At 39.5% G+C, this 20,231-nt stretch carries 10 protein-coding genes and 1 riboswitch; of the genes, 5 read left to right on the forward strand and 5 right to left on the reverse strand.

All coding sequences use genetic code 11. From position 1 onward, the window contains the following. The first annotated feature begins 202 nt into the window (after nt 1-202). Nucleotides 203-745 carry a peptide-methionine (S)-S-oxide reductase gene (locus tag CA265_16045; protein ARS41085.1) on the forward strand — a complete coding sequence of 181 codons (543 nt, stop codon included), beginning with the start codon at nt 203-205 and terminating at the stop codon, nt 743-745. Here the strand turns inward: CA265_16045 and CA265_16050 are convergent, their stop codons facing one another. Together CA265_16050 and CA265_16055 are read right to left on the reverse strand one after the other, a co-directional pair. Further along, nucleotides 746-1,834, reverse strand: a complete 1,089-nt coding sequence (locus CA265_16050) for an acyl-CoA dehydrogenase (protein ID ARS41086.1) — start codon at nt 1,832-1,834, stop codon at nt 746-748. It abuts the gene before it with no gap. Between the two features lie 30 nt (nt 1,835-1,864). Continuing rightward, complete coding sequence (locus tag CA265_16055; protein ARS41087.1) at nt 1,865-2,485, reverse strand: hypothetical protein; 621 nt, start codon at nt 2,483-2,485, stop codon at nt 1,865-1,867. 61 nt (nt 2,486-2,546) lie between these two features. Beyond that, a riboswitch (TPP riboswitch) is annotated at nt 2,547-2,639 on the reverse strand. A 301-nt stretch (nt 2,640-2,940) separates the two neighbouring features. Between CA265_16055 and CA265_16060 the strand changes: the two genes are divergently transcribed. Further along, on the forward strand, nt 2,941-4,803 hold the full coding sequence (locus CA265_16060; protein ARS41088.1) for a Xaa-Pro dipeptidyl-peptidase: 1,863 nt from the start codon (nt 2,941-2,943) through the stop codon (nt 4,801-4,803). 173 nt (nt 4,804-4,976) lie between these two features. Here the strand turns inward: CA265_16060 and CA265_16065 are convergent, their stop codons facing one another. The 3 genes from CA265_16065 to CA265_16075 form a co-directional block, all read right to left on the reverse strand. Then, nucleotides 4,977-7,874 carry a DNA topoisomerase IV gene (locus CA265_16065; GenBank protein ARS41089.1) on the reverse strand — a complete coding sequence of 966 codons (2,898 nt, stop codon included), beginning with the start codon at nt 7,872-7,874 and terminating at the stop codon, nt 4,977-4,979. A gap of 1,000 nt (nt 7,875-8,874) precedes the next feature. Next, nucleotides 8,875-10,560, reverse strand: coding sequence for a peptide-N-glycosidase (locus tag CA265_16070; protein ID ARS41090.1), 1,686 nt, complete (start codon nt 10,558-10,560; stop codon nt 8,875-8,877). A gap of 596 nt (nt 10,561-11,156) precedes the next feature. Next, nucleotides 11,157-11,645: a cytidine deaminase gene (locus CA265_16075; GenBank protein ARS41091.1), complete on the reverse strand. Its 489-nt coding sequence runs from the start codon at nt 11,643-11,645 to the stop codon at nt 11,157-11,159. 148 nt (nt 11,646-11,793) lie between these two features. Between CA265_16075 and CA265_16080 the strand changes: the two genes are divergently transcribed. From CA265_16080 to CA265_16090, 3 genes are read left to right on the forward strand one after another with little or no spacing between them, the layout of a single operon-like run. Further along, nucleotides 11,794-16,785 carry a DUF490 domain-containing protein gene (locus CA265_16080; protein ID ARS43019.1) on the forward strand — a complete coding sequence of 1,664 codons (4,992 nt, stop codon included), beginning with the start codon at nt 11,794-11,796 and terminating at the stop codon, nt 16,783-16,785. Then, nucleotides 16,769-19,084 carry a hypothetical protein gene (locus CA265_16085; protein ARS41092.1) on the forward strand — a complete coding sequence of 772 codons (2,316 nt, stop codon included), beginning with the start codon at nt 16,769-16,771 and terminating at the stop codon, nt 19,082-19,084. Before CA265_16080 ends, CA265_16085 begins: the two co-directional genes overlap by 17 nt. 7 nt (nt 19,085-19,091) lie before the next feature. Then, the gene (locus CA265_16090; protein ID ARS41093.1) at nt 19,092-20,114 is read left to right on the forward strand and encodes a ribonuclease BN; all 1,023 of its coding nucleotides are present in this window, start codon (nt 19,092-19,094) and stop codon (nt 20,112-20,114) included. Nucleotides 20,115-20,231 lie beyond the last annotated feature (117 nt).

Below are 20,231 nucleotides of genomic sequence, written 5' to 3' on the forward strand. Positions count from 1 at the left end.
TTTGAAAGCCTGTAATAACCATTACAGGCTTTTTATTTGCCTTCTGCATAGATACATTTCTTAATGTATTATCCTAAATGTTATCCAAACAGCTTCTACTTAAAACTTACAGGAATAATCGGTAAGCAACCAATCTTTAATATCAAAAAAATGTCTTTTTTTGATTGATTAAAAATTGGATTAGATTTTATATACGTAGGATATGCAAACAGCAACATTTGGCGGAGGCTGCTTTTGGTGCACCGAAGCCGTTTTTCAAACGTTAAATGGGGTAAGCCAGGTTACATCGGGCTACATGGGGGGAGATTTAAAGCATCCTACCTATATGGAAATTTGTAATGGCGATACCGGTCATGCAGAAGTGATTCAAATCGCATTTGATGAAAATGTCATTTCGTTCAATGAGCTTCTATTGGTATTCTTTAAAACCCATAACCCAACAACCTTAAACAGGCAGGGTAATGATGTTGGTACACAATATCGCTCCGTGGTGTTTTACGAAAATGAAGATCAGAAAAAGCAGACGGAAGAAATGATAGCAGATTTAACCCGCCAGCATATTTTCGACAAGCCTATTGCGACAGAAGTTTCGCCCGCAGTTGAATTTTATGAAGCTGAAGACTATCATCAGAACTATTTCAACCACAATCAGGGGAAACCTTATTGCGCATTTGTGATACAACCAAAACTGAATAAGTTCGCTACTGATTTTAAAGATAAAATTAAGCCGGAGCTTTTGGAATAGTTAAATTTCGAAGGTAAGTAAGGCATGCTGACTTGCAGTATGGATATCTCTCCAAACCCTATTAATTTCTGATTCTTTTTTTGCAGCGTCTAAACCACAGTACGGAAATAAAGTAGCTGCCGACTTCCAGCAGGCATGGGCCAATTTACGACTAATTGAACTCACCTCAATTAACTTGTCTTCAGCAATTTCGCCAGCATCTATTAACTGATCCCAGGATTCATCAAAGATATGGTAGAATTTTGTACGAAGATTTAACACTTCTTCTTTGCAACGGTTAAGCTCACCGTTAAAAAACAAAATTTGTGCCTCGCTATATCTCCCTAATCCAGAACGCGAATAAAAAGATTGTTCTACCAGTTTAATAAAATGATTGGTCATGCCTAAACTATTTACCGTTAACGTAGTTTCTGCCAGCTGTAAAAAGGGATAATCAAAGCCGGCATCTTTCACCTCGATGTGCTGGTTAATTTTAAAGGTCCTGTTTTCATCAACATTTAAATCGCAAACTTCAAAAGCATGACTTCCTGTGGCTATTAAACCGAAGTACGACCAACCCGGCAAAATATTTACTTCCTCTTTTTTAAGGATGAATGATGTAATTTCAGGTTCTCCATTTTCATCCAAAATATCATCACCAATTTCATTTTTAAGCGTGCAGTTGGCGGTAAATATGGTTGCATGCAATGCACCGCTGGCATAATTCCATTTTCCGTTAAGCAGATAACCTGCTTGTGTTTTAATGGCTACCCCACCCACAGCACCACTCCCGGCAAAACAAACTTCACGGTCGGCAAAAATCTCTTCAGCCAGTTCAGGATTTAAGAAGCCGGCAAACCAACCTGCACCTGCACAAAGTGTGATGGTCCAGCCTAAACTGCCATCGGCTTCAGCCAATTCTTCTTCCAATCTTAAAATTTCGGGCAGTTTTTTGTTTGGCCCTCCGTAAATTTCTGGCACAAAAAGTTTAAACCAATTTTCCTGATATGCCAGCTCCAGAATTTCGGGATGAAGTTTACCCATTTCTTCTGAACGTGCAGCATAAGTTTTTACTTTTTCCTGCCAGGTGGTGCTTAATGTTTCTTGCATGTTTTTTTTGTGCTTTGGGTAAGAAGATAATTAAGCCAGTTTGAGTTTGCTTTTGTTAATGATCTTCTTCCAGTCTAAAAATCCAAATATGGCTACGGTAAACAAAAACGTAGTTAAACAGGCCATAAGTGGAAGCTTTTTATGAAACAGCAACGGAATGGCCACAATATTAGAAATGTTCAGGAATATCCAGTTTTCGATTTTACGCTTGGCTAACAGCCACATGCCCGCCCAGGCTGTAGAAGATACAAAGGCATCAAAAACAGGCACATCTGAATCGGTATAATGCCTCAATACAAGATAAAGCACCCCGAAACCAATAACAGAAATTAAAACAGCAATGGTTAATTCGTTATTGCTCGACCACGAAACCTGGTTTTCTCCCTCCTGTTTTCTTTTTTTCCAGATTATCCAGCCGTATACGCTCATCACCAGATAATAAATACTGAGTAAGGTTTCTGCGTACAGCTTTACATTTAAGAGTAGAAACATCGATAACAGGATCGAAATTATTCCTGTTGGATAAAGCCAGATACTATTTTTCTTCGCCAATAAAACCTCAGATACCCCAAAACCCACAGCCAGCCATTCAATTAATGAGGTGTGTAAAATCTGCTCCTGAAAAAGCTTAAACCAATCTTGAAAATTCATTTACAATAATTTGCTTTGCAGCCGGTAAAATAATTAGATACCGTTTTCGGGGCGAAACAGTTTTGTAAATTTTAACCTCTTCCTACGGCGGCATTACCCGCATCAGGTTCATTAGAAGGTGTAAGGTTTGAGGCTTAGGGCCTAAGGTTAAACCCTATACCTTAAACCTTTTGGCTTAAACCTCTAAATGGGTATAATCTCAGCAAATTGATGGCAACAGACATTGCAACATCAAAAAGCACCCCTTTGAGCAAGGCAAATATAAGAAATAATAATCAGTGACCACCTATCTGTTCTTTTTCATCCGGATGATTAAATATTACGGGCTACATTTAAAAAATAACATTATCTAACCATAATTAATTAATTTCGAAGCAGCAAGTTTCAAAAAAAATCTTCTTTTTTGTTTTTACAACACAAAAGAAACACCAATAAACTATTTAAATCTTAAAACCATGATAAACCTTAATTTTAAAAAAGGTAAATTATTTAAACTTCCTATTTTATTATTTCCACTGGCTTTTTCTGCTTTTGCACAAGAAAAAAACGAAACTGCTAAAACCCTTCCTGTATTTAAAGATGGCGAGGCACAAATAGTAACCTTATTTGATACGCCCGACAAGTGGATCCGTACCGATTTATGGGTACAAACAACATTTGATACCGATGGAGATGGAAAACCTGACCGTATGCATGTTGATGTAACACGACCTTACCAGACCGAAACGGAGGGATTAAAACTCCCTGTTATTTACGAATCAAGCCCTTATTATGCCGGAACGGCCGGAAATGAGAAGGGGGTGTTTTGGGATGTAAAACACGAAATTGGCGAAAAATCATCTGTAACTCGTGTACACCCTGAGGTAATACGTACAGGTAAAAGACCAATTATCTCAAACTCTTTAATTAGGGAATGGGTAAAAAGGGGTTTTATTGTAGTACACTCTTCATCACCCGGCACCGGACTATCGCAAGGATCGCCAACAGTAGGTGGAATAAACGAATCGCTGGCTCCAAAAGCCGTTATCGAATGGCTGGGTGGAAAGGATAATGGTTATACCACTGCAGATGGGAACGAAAAAGTTAAAGCTTACTGGAGTACCGGAAATGTTGGAATGACAGGAACTTCGTATAACGGAACCATACCGCTAGCCGCAGCAACTACCGGAGTTAATGGGTTAAAAGCAATCATTCCCATTGCACCAAACACCTCCTATTACCATTACTACCGCTCAAATGGCCTAGTAAGAAGTCCGGGTGGATATTTAGGAGAAGATGTTGATGTGTTATACGATTACATACACAGTGGTGCAGAAGATAAAAGAGCCTATGGAAATAAAACGATAAGAGATGGCGAGATGGCCCAGGGAATGGATCGCATAACTGGCGATTATAATAAATTTTGGGCAGGTAGAGATTATTTAAATGCCATGAAACCGATGAAAGCAGCCTTACTGATGTCGCACGGTTTTAACGACTGGAATGTAATGCCTGAACATAGCTATCGGATTTATAAAGCAGCCGAGGCCAAAGGTTTACCTGTGCAGATTTTTTATCACCAGCAAGGACACGGTGGTCCGCCGCCCATGAAAATGATGAACAGGTGGTTTACCCGTTATTTGTTTGGAATCGAAAATGGTGTAGAGAAAGATCCCAAAGCCTGGATCGTGAGGGAAAACCAACCCAATTCGAACCCAACACCATATGTCGATTACCCAAACCCAGATGCCAGTAATGTAAAACTTTTCCTGGGATCCGGTGGAAATGGTAATGGAAGCCTATATACTGCTAAACCACAGAAACAAGCCGCTGAAACTTTAACAGATGATGTTTCTTTTTCAGGTAGCGACCTCGCAAAAGCCGAAAACTCAGAACACCGCTTGCTTTATGTAAGTCCTACATTAAAAGAAGCTGTTCACCTATCGGGCTTAACACAATTTACAGTTAAGCTGGCCAGCAATAAACTGGCCGCCAATTTCTCGGTTTGGTTGGTTGCTCTACCCTGGACGGAAGGAAACGGCGTAAAATTAATGGATAATGTAATTACACGTGGCTGGGCCGATCCTCAAAACAATAAGTCGCTAAGTGAAAGTGCGCCTTTAACACCCGGCAAATTTTACGAACTCAAATTTAACCTTCAGCCAGATGATCAGATTATACCTGCAGGTAAAAAAATTGCCCTGATGATTTTTTCGAGTGATAAAGAATTTACGCTTTGGCCAAAAGCCGGAACACAGCTAACCATTGATTTAAATGCAACCACACTTACTTTACCTATAGTGGGTGGAATTAGTGCATTTGAAAAAGCGATAAAATAGTATCGCTTCATTAAAATAAGTTAGCCAATATAGCACCATAAATCACATGATTTCGGATGCTATATTGGCTTTTTATTATCTCCTGATGGCCATCAAACGATGTTAAGCTTAAAAAAATCACCGCGAAGCAGTTCCTTTGGAACATACGGCCGGGATAACGATCTTGGTAAGATTTAAAATAATCCCAGCTGCCCTTTATCGTCAATATCGATATCATCCGGATTGGTGATCTCGAAATCGATCTTTTTAACAGGTTTTTCTTCTGCCTCGGGTTTATCTTCAGTTTTAACTTCTTCTTTTTTAACAGGCGCAGGTTCTGGCTTAGGTTTTTCCACCACTGGCTTTTCTACCGCAGCAGGTTTTTCTTTTACTTCTGGTTGATCGGCTTTAACTGCAGGCACTTCTGCACGTTCGAATTTTGGCTTTGGCTGCACCACAACAGGTTCATCCTTAATTATTGCTTCAGGCTGCTCGTTATCCGTTACCGTTTCTTCATTGCTCACTTCTTCATCAGCCGCTGGTTCCTCATCCTCACTTTCTTCAATCGTTGTTTCTTCTGGTTCTTCAATGGCTACCTCAGGCTCTTCTAACACCACTTTTTGTACATCATGAGGGGATAGCCGATTGCCATTTGCTTTTAAGCCTTTAACATCAATCAGTTCTGCCAGGGTTAAATCCAAAGTTTCAGGAATTTGGGTTTTGCCTTTTAAAACATCAACGATAATTTTCGCTGCCGGATTAGAGGTAAGGAACAATAACCTCGATTTCTGCTCCTCGCTGATGAAAATAGTTTTTCGGCCAACAGATTGCAGTTCAAATGCAAAACGTTTGATAAAATAGTTCTGCGCCTTGCCTTCGAAATGAACAGCAGCAAAAATCCGCTCCGGGTCAAATTTCTGAATCAAAATCAGTCCATCATCAAAGTGATTGCTGAGTTCGAAAGAACTTAATTCATAGTAACCATCTTTATGAACCTGTAAAATACGATCATCGCCATCAAATTCACCCAGGTATTTTCCACGGCCATCCACATTTAGGCGTTTTAATAAATCATCGTACCAGATTTTCAGACCTGATAAGGTAGAAACCCCTTTACTCTTCAGAATGATTTTTTTGACCGGATATTTCGAAATGATATTTCCCTGCGATCCACGCCCTTTAATGGCCACTTCTGCAAAATCCTGATCGAACTGAAGCTTGCGCAGTTTAGAATGCGGTTTCAGGGCAACGTTCACCACCTCAGCCTCACCATTTGGGTTAGCGGTAAAGTATAAAACCTTCGAACCTTTCGATCCCTTGGTTAAATCGTATTCCTTATCGCGTGTTACCCCAACTACGGCAAACCTTTTAATATATGATGTACCACTTGCACCATCTTTATAAATCATGTTGTAAATGGTACGCTCATCGTTTTTCTTAAATACCTGGGCGTGAATAATGCCTTTGCCCACAAAGGTTTTATCAGCTACCTTGGTGATGATGCATTTACCATCTTCACGGAAGACAATTATTTCATCGATATCCGAACAATCGGCCACAAATTCATCCTTACGTAAACCCGATCCGATAAATCCATCCTCCCGGTTCATGTATAGCTTCACGTTGGCCAGTGCCACCTTCGAAGCCTCTACCCGATCAAACAAACGGATTTCGGTTTTACGTTCTCTTCCCTTTCCGTATTTATCTTTCAGTTTCTGATACCAGGCAATGGCGTAATCGGTAAGGTGTTTTAAATGATTTTTAACCGCCTTAATCTCATCTTCCAGATTTTTCATCTGCTCATCGGCCTTTTTCACATCAAAACGGGTGATGCTACTCATGGGTTTATCAATCAGCTTCTTAAAATCCTCAGGCAAAATTTCGCGGTAAAGTGAAGGTTTAAACGGATCGAATAAAATGTGTAATACCTCAACTACGGTTTCAAAATTGGTTGAGTTTTCATATTCAGGATTTTTATACATCCCCTCCTGAATAAATATCTTAAGTAATGAACTAAAGAAAATTTTCTCCTGCAACTCGTGCAGACGAATCTCCAGCTCTCTTTTTAATAAATTTTTAGTGTGTTTTGTATTTTCAATCAGGATATCGTTTACACTCAAAAAGAGTGGCTTATCACCTTGAATAATACAGGTATTTGGCGAAATCGACACCTCACAGGCCGTAAAAGCATAAAGTGCATCAATGGTTACATCAGGTGAAATACCCGGTGCCAGGTGCACTACAATTTCTACATTGGCTGCCGTGTTATCCTCAATTTTTTTAATCTTGATTTTGCCTTTATCATTGGCCGATAAGATACTATCGATAACCGAACCGGTGGTGGTACTGAATGGCACTTCGCTAATCACCAATGTCTTTTTATCTTTCTCGGTTATTTTTGCACGCACGCGGATTTTACCTCCACGCTGTCCTTCATTATAATTAGAGAAATCGGCCATACCACCCGTAAAGAAATCGGGCAATATATTGGGGCGCACGCCTCTCAGCGCATCTATCGAAGCATCAAGCAATTCGATAAAATTGTGCGGCATTACCTTAGTCGCCAAACCCACCGCAATACCTTCAGCACCCTGCGCCAATAACAAAGGGAATTTTACCGGTAAAGTTATCGGTTCGTTGTTACGCCCGTCGTAACTGAGTTGCCATTCGGTAGTATCGGGGTTAAACACCACATCGTTGGCAAATTTCGATAAACGTGCTTCAATATAACGTGGTGCCGCAGCACTATCACCAGTAACCGGATCACCCCAGTTACCCTGCATATCAATCAATAAATCTTTCTGACCAATCTGCACCATGGCATCACCAATAGAAGCATCACCATGCGGGTGATATTTCATGGTGTTACCGATTACGTTGGCCGCCTTATTAAAACGCCCATCATCCATCTCCTTAAGCGAGTGCATAATGCGTCGTTGAACAGGCTTTAGTCCATCGTTAATGTGCGGGACGGCCCTATCGAGAATTACATAAGACGCATAATCGAGAAACCAGTTTTCGTATAAACCGTTGATTGGGGTTATGGTATGTTTGTGCTCTTCGTTTACGTTTTGATCTAATTCTTCACTCATTTATTTACAAAAATTGGCAGCCGTAAATATAATAAAAATGATTTCATAGAATGAAGAGAGGTTATTCACATTTCAAGATCGAAAATTTGTTAAAAAACAAGGGCAAGCTGCGTTTTCCTTAGCGCTTGCAGTCATTCCCGCGCAGGCGGAAACCACGCAGTGCTCAGCGAAGCTAATCTTAATGTTTGGATATTATAAAATGATTGCTCATCCTATCGACTGGTGTCTCACCTGCCGAAATCTAAACTTGTTTGTGTTGATTTGGAAAGCAAGGTTCTCCAGGTTTTGTGAATGTTTCCTCCGGCTTTCCGATGCGATCTTTTTTAGCCCCCCTGCTCTGCCCAGCACAGCAAAAAAGGATCTCCCCTTCAATCCGGTTTAGCAAAATCGTTTTGTGCTGCTATTGGGGGCTGCAGGATGTATAGAATGCCCCCAACTCCTCTTAAATATAAGGAGGAGCTGGATTGCGTGATAAATTTTAATGTTGGCGGCATTCCCGCGCAGGCCTATTGTGTGAATACATTTTTAGGGTTAGATTTTATAGGGCGTTGTGCTAAGCTAACCTTAATAGCCCATAGCTTTAACCGAAGAACGCCGTCAATCCCAAGTGGCAGGAGAATCAAAAAACAGGTGCACAAATAATATAGTCAGCATTACCAAACCTGAAACGCAGTGGTTTTGTGTTCAACAATCATGATTCCAAGGTTAAAAGGTATTGAACACAAAACGAAGTGCCGCTGTTTTTTTGATGAGCCTGGGGCAGTGAGAAGCCACCTTGCTGGATTGACAAAGCGCTTTGGGTACTTTGGCGCTCCAAAGTAGCATGCCCCTGCGGCATAGAGCAGAAAAAACTTTATATTATCTGTGTCACAACGGTAGGAAGCTGATCGGTAGTGTGATCTGCAAAATAACGCTTTAATTATAGATTTCTCGACTGCGTTGCACTCCGCTCGAAATGACGATTCGCATGAGGGTACTCATCTCCCGAAAAAATATTGCACTACTCCTCCCCCAATAACACACCCGAAACATTCCATGCGCTTGAGCTCGAACCTTCAGGCTTACCCATCGGAATGGTTACTTTTATGGTGTGTGGCCCGGCTTTTAAATCACCCAAACTGATCCATTCAGGATTCGTAACGGTTCCCGGGCACCAGTTCGAACGGCTTAAATCTGATGAAGAAAGACCAGTTTCGAAATTACCAGAGGCAGGGTTCGATAACCGGTACGAACCACAATCTTGTCGCCATGGCGTAAAAGCGAATGCTTCCTTTTCATCCAGCCAGATGGTATTTTTTCTAGGCACAAATTCGTCGCCATTTCCCCAGCCACCATGACCGGTTGTAATGTAACGCAATTTGGCATCTTTTAAGTCTTTTGCTAAGGTAAAGGAAACTTCTAAACCTTTATCGCTGCTAAACATGGTTGCATACTCCTGACCAGCCATTTCCATTACATTGGTTGAATTAAACAAAGGCAAAATCACTTCCTTGGCTTCTTTTTGTCTTCCACCATTATGCAGTGTAATATTTAAAGAAACTTTATGGCCGCCTTTATCATAATTACCAACAAAAACCGCTACCCAAACTTCCTTGCCATTTACCAGCGGAAACAATTCTGAGACATCCTGTCTGTAGTAAACTTTCTCCGCCCAGTTTTTATCTTTCAATTTTAAAGTATTGTACTTGCCCACACCAAAAGGAGTAAAAAAGCGCATCAATTCTATAACCGGGTTGTAATTTGCGGTGGCCACAACGCCCTGATATTTCTTTCCATTGCCATTATCGTAAACAGGCAGGTCTTTAACAGAATTTTTAAGCGCATCCATTAAACTGATCTGTTTATCTGTCGGGATGATAAAGACCGAGCCTGTTCTATCGTAAGCATCACCGTTTGATTGTTCAGTTAAATCGACAAAAACATTAGGTTTGGACTGCAGCTCAGGAAATTTAACTTTCCTCGCAATCACTGTTCCTCCCGCAAAACGGAATACAGAATCGTTAGATTGTGGTTTATCAATAAAATTAATGGTTTCGTTATTAAAAATACTTAGCGTGGTAAACCTGCTTTTCCAGAGTAAATCTTTATAGGTTAATCCATCAGTAAGCTTAGCACTTATTTGTTGCAAATCGATTGGTTTCGGATTTTTAACTGCTTCAATTTTTGTAGCCGTTACATAGCTGCTTCCATTACGCACCTGCTCTAAAACCAACCCTAGATTCTGGCCCAAACTGGTTGGCGCAGCTTTTATCCCCGCATCGGTGGTGTACCATAAGTCTATTCTATTGGAATTGACAACCGTTGTGGCCTTTTTACAGGTATAACCTAAAATCACTTTGGTTTCGTTGCTCAATTCAAAGGTTTGCTTGCCAATTGCTGTACTATCGGCGGTTGCAATCTGTTTATCCGTACTTAAATCGGCCACCTGAAACAAAATTTGAGCAGGTTTGGTTACAATGCTCTGTTCGTAAGGGTATTTTGCTTTATGATCAAGAATAGCGGCATTGCTGATTAAATTCTGATTTGCCGAAGCCAGTATCACTGTAGCATTCCGGTCTTCTTTCGGTTTGCCATCCGAAGATCGGAAATAAACTATTTTATAAACTACGTTACTTTTAAGTAAGGCCTGGGCGTTTGCACCAAAAGAAATAAAAAGGAAAAATGTAAGGATGTAGAGATGTTTCATTGTGGTTAAAAAACCAAATATAGAAAATAAGTCGGAGGTCCGGAGGTCAGAAGAAAGAAGTATGTCAATCCGGACTGAAGCAAAGTTCCGAATATTTAGGAGACAGATCTATCTGGAAATCTGATTTCAATTACTGGTTTGCTTTGTAACATTTGAACGACTTTTTTCTAAAAGGGTCGTCACCCTGAATTAATTTCAGGGTCTTTCATGCTAAAAAGATGCTGATCCCGAAGCTTCGGGACAGCATGACAAATTGCGTTACTCCGCTCAAAATAATAGCCTGTTCTACATTCGTGGTCTGTGATTCCCCACAATACTCTTAAGTTTATTTACTTCAGTGCAATACTCATATCTATAACAACTGAAAATTGTAAATACCAAATCGATTCTGCGTTGATCACCTTAAATCAGCGGGAATAAATGCAAAAAGTTGTCCCGCAGATCATACAGATTTCCGCAGATTTTAAAAATCTATTACACAGTTTATTCAACAGATGCTGGTACGCTCAAAACTCTCAGCCGCACGCATTAAATTCGAACTGCTGACTGAAAAGACTAACTATAAACTGATAACTGAAAACTGCCAACTGAACTAACTATCTTTCCAATCTATCCTCTACAAAAGCAAAAGGCAGTAAACTCTTTACACTGGGCACTTTTAGTATTTCTCCGTTTAAGCAATAAAAAATCACTTCAATCGGTGCATTTTGTTTACGTTCAAACTCTGCCATCACCTGCAAACAACCACCACAAGAGGTAACGGGTTTCAAAATCTCAAAGTTATCCGTCTGGGCGGTTATGGCCATACTTTCAATCACCGCATTTGGATAGGTAGCGCCAATGGTAAAAAGGGCAACACGCTCTGCACAAAGTCCTGAGGGATAGGCTAAATTTTCCTGATTGCTTCCCAGTACCGTTTCGCCAGAGGCCAGGCGGATTGCCGTACCCACCCTAAATTTAGAATAAGGAGAATATGAAGTATTTAAAGCCTGTTCGGCAAGTGCACAAAGCGTTCTATCAGCCAATGTTAATTCTGCAATACTTTCGTATTGTTCAAAAGATATATTTAGATTTATTGAATTCATTTGTAACTAATTATGAAACCGCCAATGTTAAATTTTTATAGCGGGCGAACAATTTAAGTTATTTTTTGTATTATTTAGTAAAAAGTGCCTTAAAATTAATTTTAGTGGCATGCTTTTGGCATTTATCAAACACCAAACACGCTTAGCTTTGAATAGATACGTACGTAAAAGTCTCAAAATTTTATTGTGGGTAATTGCTTCCATCATCATCCTGGTTGTTGGTTTAGCACTATCTTTAAATATTCCTGCCGTTCAGAATTTCGTTAAGGGTAAAGCCATAAACTATCTTAAAAACAAAACCAAAACAGAAGTCAGTTTGGAAAGCATTAAAATTGCCTTGCCAAAAGACGTAGTTTTAAATAAATTTTATATCGAAGACCGCAAAGGCGATACCTTGTTATATGCCGAAAAACTGGCCGTTGACATCAGCCTGTTTAAACTGTTAAAAAATACGGTCGAGGTCAATAACATCGAACTCAAAAATGTACGTGCAAATGTGAAACGTATCAGTCCTGATACCACCTTTAATTTTTCTTTCCTGGTTGATGCTTTTGCAAGCGACCAAAAAAAACCAGAAGAGAAAGTAAAAAAAGACACCACCTCTACCCTTAAATTCTCTGTTGATAAAGTTTCTTTCGAAGATATAGGCATCAACTATCGCGATGATGTGGCTGGTAACGACGTGAAATTATACCTTGGTGCATTTAAAACTAAAATCAAAGATTTCGATTTAGCCAATCAGCATTATGTAATTAAAGAGTTAAGCCTGGTGAATACCTCGTTACGTTATTTACAGCAAAAACCATTAGTCCATCTGGTACAACACATCACTAACAGTGTTGATAGCAGTGAGAAGGAACAGGGCAAATTACCATTAATTGAAGTGCAGAACTTCATTTTCAGTAAGGTAAAGGTAAATTACGACGACCAGCTATCCACAACCAAAGCTGTTGCCGATGTAAACGATCTGGGTTTGGTGAACCTGAAAGTAGATTTAACCAACAGTAAATATGCTGTTGATGATGCCCATTTAAACAAATCGAATATTCTCTTTGCTTTTAAACCTGTGCCGAGTAACGATTTAAAGAAAGTTAAGGATACCGTAGTGCCCGAAAAATCGCCTCTGGGTTTGATTATTAAAAATATCAGTCTGGCCGATAACAATGTTCAGTTCGATAATCTTGGGGCAAAACCTGCTGCCAAAGGCATGGACTTTAACCACCTCAAAATTACCCAGCTTAATTTAGGTGCTGGTGATGTAGCGTATAGTGCTGCAGGTATAAAAGCGAATGTTAAAAACGGATCGTTAAAAGAGAAAAGTGGTTTTGTATTGGATCAGTTGAGGGGTGATGCAGTGTATAACGATAAACAGATTAAACTGAGTAATTTCATTTTAAAGACGCCAAATACTTCAATCGAAAATGCGACGGAATTAAATTTTACCTCAATGGAGGATTTAACCAAACATCCCGAACGTGTGAAATTAAATCTGTCTTTTAAAAACACCAGCATTGGGTTAAAAGATGCCGGTTTTTTCAGCGATGCCATTCCAGCCAATTACCGTAATGAAAAAATAAAACTGAATGCCGATGTTAATGGCTACCTGAATAACCTGAACATTCCAAAATTGCAGATCAGCGGATTGAAAAATACCCAGATTGATATCAGTGGAAAAGCAAAAGGTTTGCCCGACATCAAAAAAACCTATCTCGATTTAAACATTAAAAAACTTCATGTTACCAAAGGGGATATTTTGGTGGCTGTACCTAAAAAATCTTTGCCTCCAACCATCGAATTGCCAAATGTAATTGATGCCAAAGGTAATTTTAAAGGTTCGATGACCGATTTTAATACCAATTTGAATATCCAGACTGATATGGGTGGCGCTATTTTGCTGGCCGGGATGAAAGGGCCTAAAGGTAAAGAAAGTTATAAGGCCGATATCAGTTTAAACAACTTTAATGTAGGCAGGCTTTTAAAAATGCAGCCTAAATTGGGCAGGGTTTCGGTTAAAGCAAATGTTGCAGGTACAGGGCTCGATCCTAAAAAGATTAATGCAAAATTTAACGCTAAGGTGATTAGTGCTTATTACAACAAATATACCTATCGTAATTTAAACCTTGCCGGCAATTACAGCAACCAGAACATCAGCATTAAAAGCAGCATGCCCGATAGCAATGCCAACTTTAATTTAGATGCGAAAGTGAATCTGGCAGGAAAATATCCAGCCGTAAAAGCCGATTTAAATTTGAAGCAGGTAAACTTGCAGGCTTTAAACTTTAGTCCAACGGTATTAAGTGCAGCAGGTCTGGTTAAAGTAGACCTGGCCACCGCCGATGCCGATTATTTGAACGGTTCAGTTGATATCACCAGCCTGCAACTGGTAAAAGACAAACAAAAGATTAATGTGGATACGATTTCGATTCGTGCAAAATCAACCGCTACCGAAAATGAACTGACCTTAAAATCTGAAATATTATCGGCAAAAATTGATGGCAAGTACCAACTGACCAAAGTAGGCGATGCCATCATCAACGAAATTAACAAATACTACGCTTTCGGTACGGTTGCTAAAGTTCCCGACCAAAGGCTAAGGTTTTTTGTACAGGTATACGATTCTAAATTACTAAAGGAATTTGTACCAGAATTAACGGTATTCAAACAATCGCAGTTTTACGGATTAATTGATACACAAAAAGACAGCTTGCAGATTAAGGGTAATTTCCCTCAGGTGGTATATGGTGATTTTAAAGTAGATACCACAGTTTTAAACATCAATAACGATAATAATAAATTAGCTTATAGCTTAACGGTTAAAAGTCTTCAAAGTCCATCTATTGCACTTTTCAATACAGAAGTAAGTGGCGATGCAGCCAACAACAACTTAGGGGTTAATATCTTCCTTCGCGATAGGCAACTTAAAAACAAATATGTAATTGGTGGTACTTTCCAATCGATTAACAAGGATTTTAAATTCACTTTAGATCCACAAAAACTATTGCTCGATTATCAGAAGTGGGTGGTTTCGCAGGATAATTACATTCAGTTTGGCGCATCAGGCATATTGGTTAATCAGTTCCAGATCAGCAACAGTGGTCAGTCGCTTTCCATCAACAGCAATCCTACTGAACCAAATGCACCGTTAGCCGTAGCGTTTAAAGACTTCCAGCTGGAAACCTTAACCAAATTTGCAGAAACTGATACCACTCTGGTTGGTGGTCGTTTAAACGGAACGGCAAATGTTAAAGACCTGGCCGGCACACCAAAATTTGAGGCGAACTTAACCATTGATCAATTGCGTTATCAAAAAGATCAATTGGGTACCTTACGCCTCGCCGTAAACAACAATACCGAAAATGCTTTCGAGGTAAATGTTGCCTTAACTGGCGTGCATGAGTTGAGGGTTAACGGCTTTTATTATACCGCACCAGAAAGTGCTTTAGATCTTACCGTAAATATCGATAAGATTGAAATGAAAAACATCGAAAGTTTATCTGCAGGCCAGCTTAAAAATGGCACAGGCACCTTAACCGGAGCGCTTACTGTTAAAGGTGCGTTAACAGCGCCAAAAATACTTGGCGATTTAACTTTCAATAATGCGGGCATCAAAGTGGCTTATGTAAACTCGTATTTCCGTATGCCAAATGAGAAAATATCATTTACAAATGAGGGCATCAGCTTTAACAACTTTACACTGATCGATTCCTTAAATCAAAAAGCAACCATAAACGGAAAGGTTTATACCACCGATTTTAAAAACTACCGCTTCGGTTTAGATATCAGAATGAACAATTTCAGGGCGATTAATTCTACCGCAGCCGATAATGATATGATTTATGGAACGGTATTTTTAACCAGCAACATCAAAGTACGCGGAGATTTAAACCAGCCGGATGTAAACATGAATATCAATGTGAACAAGGGTACTAAATTTTTCTTCGCTTTGCCTTCGAGTGATCCGGCGATTATTGATCAGGAAGGTATCGTGCAGTTTATTGATGCCGATGCACCTCCCTTTAACGGACAAAAAGCTTTAAAAGTTGACAGCATCAGTAAATCGCCAATTAAAGGCTTAAATCTTGTGGCCGATGTAAAAGTAGATCCTGAAGCAGAACTGAATGTGGTTGTAGATCCGTCTACTGGCGATAATTTAAAAGTGAGGGGCAACGCCGACTTAAATGTAACCATGGATCCTAGTGGTAAAATCAGCATGACCGGTCGCTACGAAATAGTTGACGGTTCATACAATTTAACGCTGGCTGTAGTAAAAAAAGAATTTAAACTGGTTAAAGGAAGTACCATTATCTGGACCGGTGAACCTACTTCAGCAACTGCCAATATTACGGCATTATACGAAGTTAACGCAGCGCCTATCGATCTGTTAAATCAACCGGATCTTTACGAGGCCAGAACAAAACTACCTTTCCAGGTTTATTTGATGATAAAAGGCGAATTATTAAAGCCGACCATTTCATTTAAACTCGACTTACCAGAAAACGAACGTGGTGCTTTAAATGGTCAGGTTTATACCAAATTGATTAATGTAAACCGCGATGAAAGTGAGTTGAACAAACAGGTTCTTTCTTTACTTGCCTTAAACAGGTTTATTGCAAATAATCCTTTCCAAAGTCTGGCCGGTGGTGGCGGTGGGGTTTCTACGCTTGCCCGTTCGAGTGTAAGTAAACTGTTAACCGAGCAATTGAATAATTTAACCTCCGATTTAATTCAAGGTGTTGATCTTAATTTTGGCGTAAATTCATCTGAAGATTATTCAACTGGGTCAATGCAGCAAAAAACCGATCTGGAGGTTGGCTTATCTAAAAAACTGCTAAACGACAGGTTAACCGTTAGCGTAGGAAGTTCATTTGCTTTAGAAGGACCACAGGCGCCAGGAGAAAAATCGACCAATATTGCCGGAAATGTGAACGTAGAATATGCGCTATCTGCCGATGGACGATACCGGTTAAGGGCTTACCGCCGTAACCAGAATGATATGATTGTACAAGGGCAAATTGTTGAAACAGGCCTGGGCTTTACGCTGGTGGTAGATTACAATAAATTCAGAGAAATTTTTCAGAAGAAAAGAATAAGAAGAATAAGAAACATTGAACAGAAAGCACAAGATGAGAAAACTAATTAGACCTCTTTTATTTTTATTGGCCTGTTTAGTTTGGGCGGCTTGCAGCAGTACCAAATCCTTAAAACCAGGACAAATTTTGTATACCGGTGCTGAGGTAAAAATCAATCCTGATTCATCAGGAAAAATTGATAATGAAAAACAGATTAAAACCGATCTGGAGGCTAAAACAAGACCACGTCCCAATAAGTCGATTTTGGGTATAAAATTTAAACTGGGCATTTACAATCTCGCAGGCGAGCCCAAAAAGCCTAAAGGTTTTAGAAACTGGCTGCGCCGTCAAGGGGAAGCGCCTGTATTATTGAATGATGTAAAGCTGAAATACAATAATGATGTATTATCCAGTTACCTTATTAGTGAAGGCTATTTACAGGCAAATGTTACCGGCGATACCGTGGTGAAAGAAAAAAAGGGTAAAGCCATTTATACTGCAGTTACCGGACAACGGTATAAAATTAACAAGATTAATTTCCCGCCCGATTCTGGGGTGCTTACCAAAATCATCAATGCCAACAAAAACAAAACTTTGCTAAAAGTTGGCGATTATTACGATATCGATACCTACAAAAATGAACGGATCAGGATTGATAACGACCTGAAAGAAAATGGCTACTTTTATTTCAGTCCCGATTATTTAATTATGCAGGTGGATAGCACCATTGGCAAAAACCTCGTTAACGTTTCGGTTAAGGTTAAAGATATTGCGCCTGATGCAGCATTAAAACCATACACCATCAAAAACATTAACATATACCCTAATTATTCGTTAAGGAGAGATACGACACTCAGAAAATTAAAGCCCTTACAGTATAACGATTTCAATATCTACGATGACCGGAATACGTTTAAACCAAAACTTTTCGACCGTTTGGTATTCTTTCAAAAAGGCGAACCTTATAACCGTAAAGATCATAACCAATCGTTAAACCGCATGGTAAATGTAGGCGCCTTTCAGGATGTAAGGGCTGAATTTTTACCGGTTGATAGTTTCAGAAATAATCAGCTCGACCTGAATATTTATTTAACGCCCTTAAAGAAAAACTCACTGACCTTTTCGGTGGTCGGAACGAGTAAATCGAACAATTTCGTGGGTTCGGAAGTGAAAGTAACCCAAACCACCAGAAACCTGTTTAGAAATGCCGAACAATTAGACTTGAGTGTTAGTGGTGGTTTCGAAACACAAACCAAAGGAACTTCTTTAGGCAAAAACTCCTTGTCGTTAACGGCTGAAGGAAAATTAACCTTCCCCAGGTTTATTGTACCTTTTTACAAACCGAATAGCACCAATGCTTTCATCCCGAAAACCATTGCTTCGCTGTCTTACCAGATGCTAAACCGTGGTTCTGAATATACTTTGCATGCAGTTAAAGGACAGTATGGTTACAACTTTAAAGAAAACCTGTACAAAGAGCATAATTTTAATCCGATCTCGATTAGTTATGTTTCTACTTCTTTCCCATCTGATACAACTGAAAAGAGAATATATGAACAAAACCCATTGTTGAGAACGACTTTAGAAAGCCAGTTTATTATTGGCAGTAACTATAATTTCACCTATACCAACCAAATGGAAGATAGTCGTAGAAATAATACCTATTTCTTTGGTGGGTTAGAAACGAGTGGTAATGTTTGGGGCCTGTTTACCCCAAAGGATGAAAATGGCCAGCGGTCTATCTTTAACAAAGCATTAACGCAGTTTATTAGGGTTGAAGCCGATTTAAGAGATTATTATAAAATTACCAGAAACTTAATCTGGGCAAACCGGTTAAACTTAGGTTATGGGTATGCCTATGGAAACTCAACTTCACTCCCGTTTGTAAAACAGTTTTTTGCCGGGGGTAGTAATGATATCAGGGCTTTTCCGGCCAGAACCTTAGGCCCGGGAACTTACAAAGTTCGAGATGATGCTCTTTTTGCCGATCAGGGTGGTGATATTAAGTTAATGCTCAACTCAGAACTGAGGTTTAAGATCGTGAGTGTACTCTATGGTGCCTTATTTGTAGATGCCGGAAATATCTGGCTAAGAAAAGAAGATCTTGGAGAACCTGGCAAACCTGAGACGGCAAGACTTGGATCTGGCTTTAAATTAAAAAACGCTTTTAACGAATTGGCGGTGGGTACTGGCGCAGGTTTACGGGTAGATGTCAGCATTTTTGTAGTCCGTTTAGATGTGGCCTTCCCGGTGCGTAAACCTTACTTACCAGAAGGACAAAGATGGGTGTTTGATGATATTGCCTTCGGTAATAAGGATTGGCGTAAGCAGAATTTAATTTTTAACATTGGGATAGGATATCCGTTTTAATTTTTCGATGAGAGTACTTCATAAGATCAAATATTTCTTCATTGCGTTATATCATCTTTTCGTTGCTGCCGGAAAAGGTTTTGTAGAAGATAGGGTAACTAAATTAAGTGCTTCGCTTGCTTATTACACTATTTTTTCACTTACACCGCTTATCATTATCATGTTATCCGCCGCTACCCTATTTTTTGGCGACAAAAGAAATGAGGAAACAAGAGTTCAGTTTTATGGACAGGTGACCGAAATGGTTGGCAAAGAGGCAGCTACACAAATTCAGGGTTTTGTAGAACATGCCAATAAATCAGGCCAGTCTACCCTTGGTTTAATTATTGGGATAGGCACATTGATTATTGGTTCAACTGCTATTTTTATTGAGATACAAGATAGCATCAACATGATTTGGAAAGTAAAGGCTGTGCCCAAAAAAGGCTGGATAAAAATGCTTTCTAACAGGTTATTGTCTTTCTCTTTAATTGTTTCAATGGGCTTTCTATTGCTGGTATCGCTGGTGGTTAACACCGTTGTAGTAGGTCTGGGTTCTAAATTGGGCAACCTACTCTCACAAAGCAAAATAGATGAAGTAATCCCCGTTGCAAACGATACCATGGCCATTCTGATTTACATTTTAAACAATGTAATTACGCTTGCTGCCGTTACCGCTGTATTTGCGGTTATATTTAAAGTATTACCCGATGTAATTATCCGTTGGAAATCGGCAATAATTGGTGCCTTATTTACAGCTGTTCTTTTCAGTTTAGGTAAATACCTAATCGGGATTTATATCGAAAAGGGGAACCCGGGCTCGGCCTTTGGAGCAGCCAGTTCGATCATCGTTATTTTATTGTGGATTTATTATACCTCGATTATACTCTACTTCGGCGCTGAATTTACACAGGCTTATGCCGAAAAATACGATAATGGCATCGCTCCAAGTAAATATGCGGTGTTTACCAAAATCACCATTGTTGAAAAAAAGGTAGATGTATTACCTCCGCAACACCCTGAAGATACAGTGAATGTACCAAAAGAATAATTAACCGTTAGTATGATCATGACAAGTTTTGGCAGATCGTCATTCCCAACTTGATTGGGAATCCTAATGCAATAAGCTTTAAGATTCCCGCCTGCGCGGGAATGACGACCAATCCTT

Source organism: Sphingobacteriaceae bacterium GW460-11-11-14-LB5 (genome assembly GCA_002151545.1).
In the GTDB taxonomy this organism is placed as follows: Bacteria; Bacteroidota; Bacteroidia; order Sphingobacteriales; family Sphingobacteriaceae; genus Pedobacter.

Coding starts and splice junctions, on each gene's coding strand:
- CA265_16045 (ARS41085.1), top strand. CDS start 203: ATGCAAACAGCAACATTTGGCGGAGGCTGCTTTTGGTGCACCGAAGCC.
- CA265_16050 (ARS41086.1), bottom strand. CDS start 1,834: ATGCAAGAAACATTAAGCACCACCTGGCAGGAAAAAGTAAAAACTTAT.
- CA265_16055 (ARS41087.1), bottom strand. CDS start 2,485: ATGAATTTTCAAGATTGGTTTAAGCTTTTTCAGGAGCAGATTTTACAC.
- CA265_16060 (ARS41088.1), top strand. CDS start 2,941: ATGATAAACCTTAATTTTAAAAAAGGTAAATTATTTAAACTTCCTATT.
- CA265_16065 (ARS41089.1), bottom strand. CDS start 7,874: ATGAGTGAAGAATTAGATCAAAACGTAAACGAAGAGCACAAACATACC.
- CA265_16070 (ARS41090.1), bottom strand. CDS start 10,560: ATGAAACATCTCTACATCCTTACATTTTTCCTTTTTATTTCTTTTGGT.
- CA265_16075 (ARS41091.1), bottom strand. CDS start 11,645: ATGAATTCAATAAATCTAAATATATCTTTTGAACAATACGAAAGTATT.
- CA265_16085 (ARS41092.1), top strand. CDS start 16,769: ATGAGAAAACTAATTAGACCTCTTTTATTTTTATTGGCCTGTTTAGTT.
- CA265_16090 (ARS41093.1), top strand. CDS start 19,092: ATGAGAGTACTTCATAAGATCAAATATTTCTTCATTGCGTTATATCAT.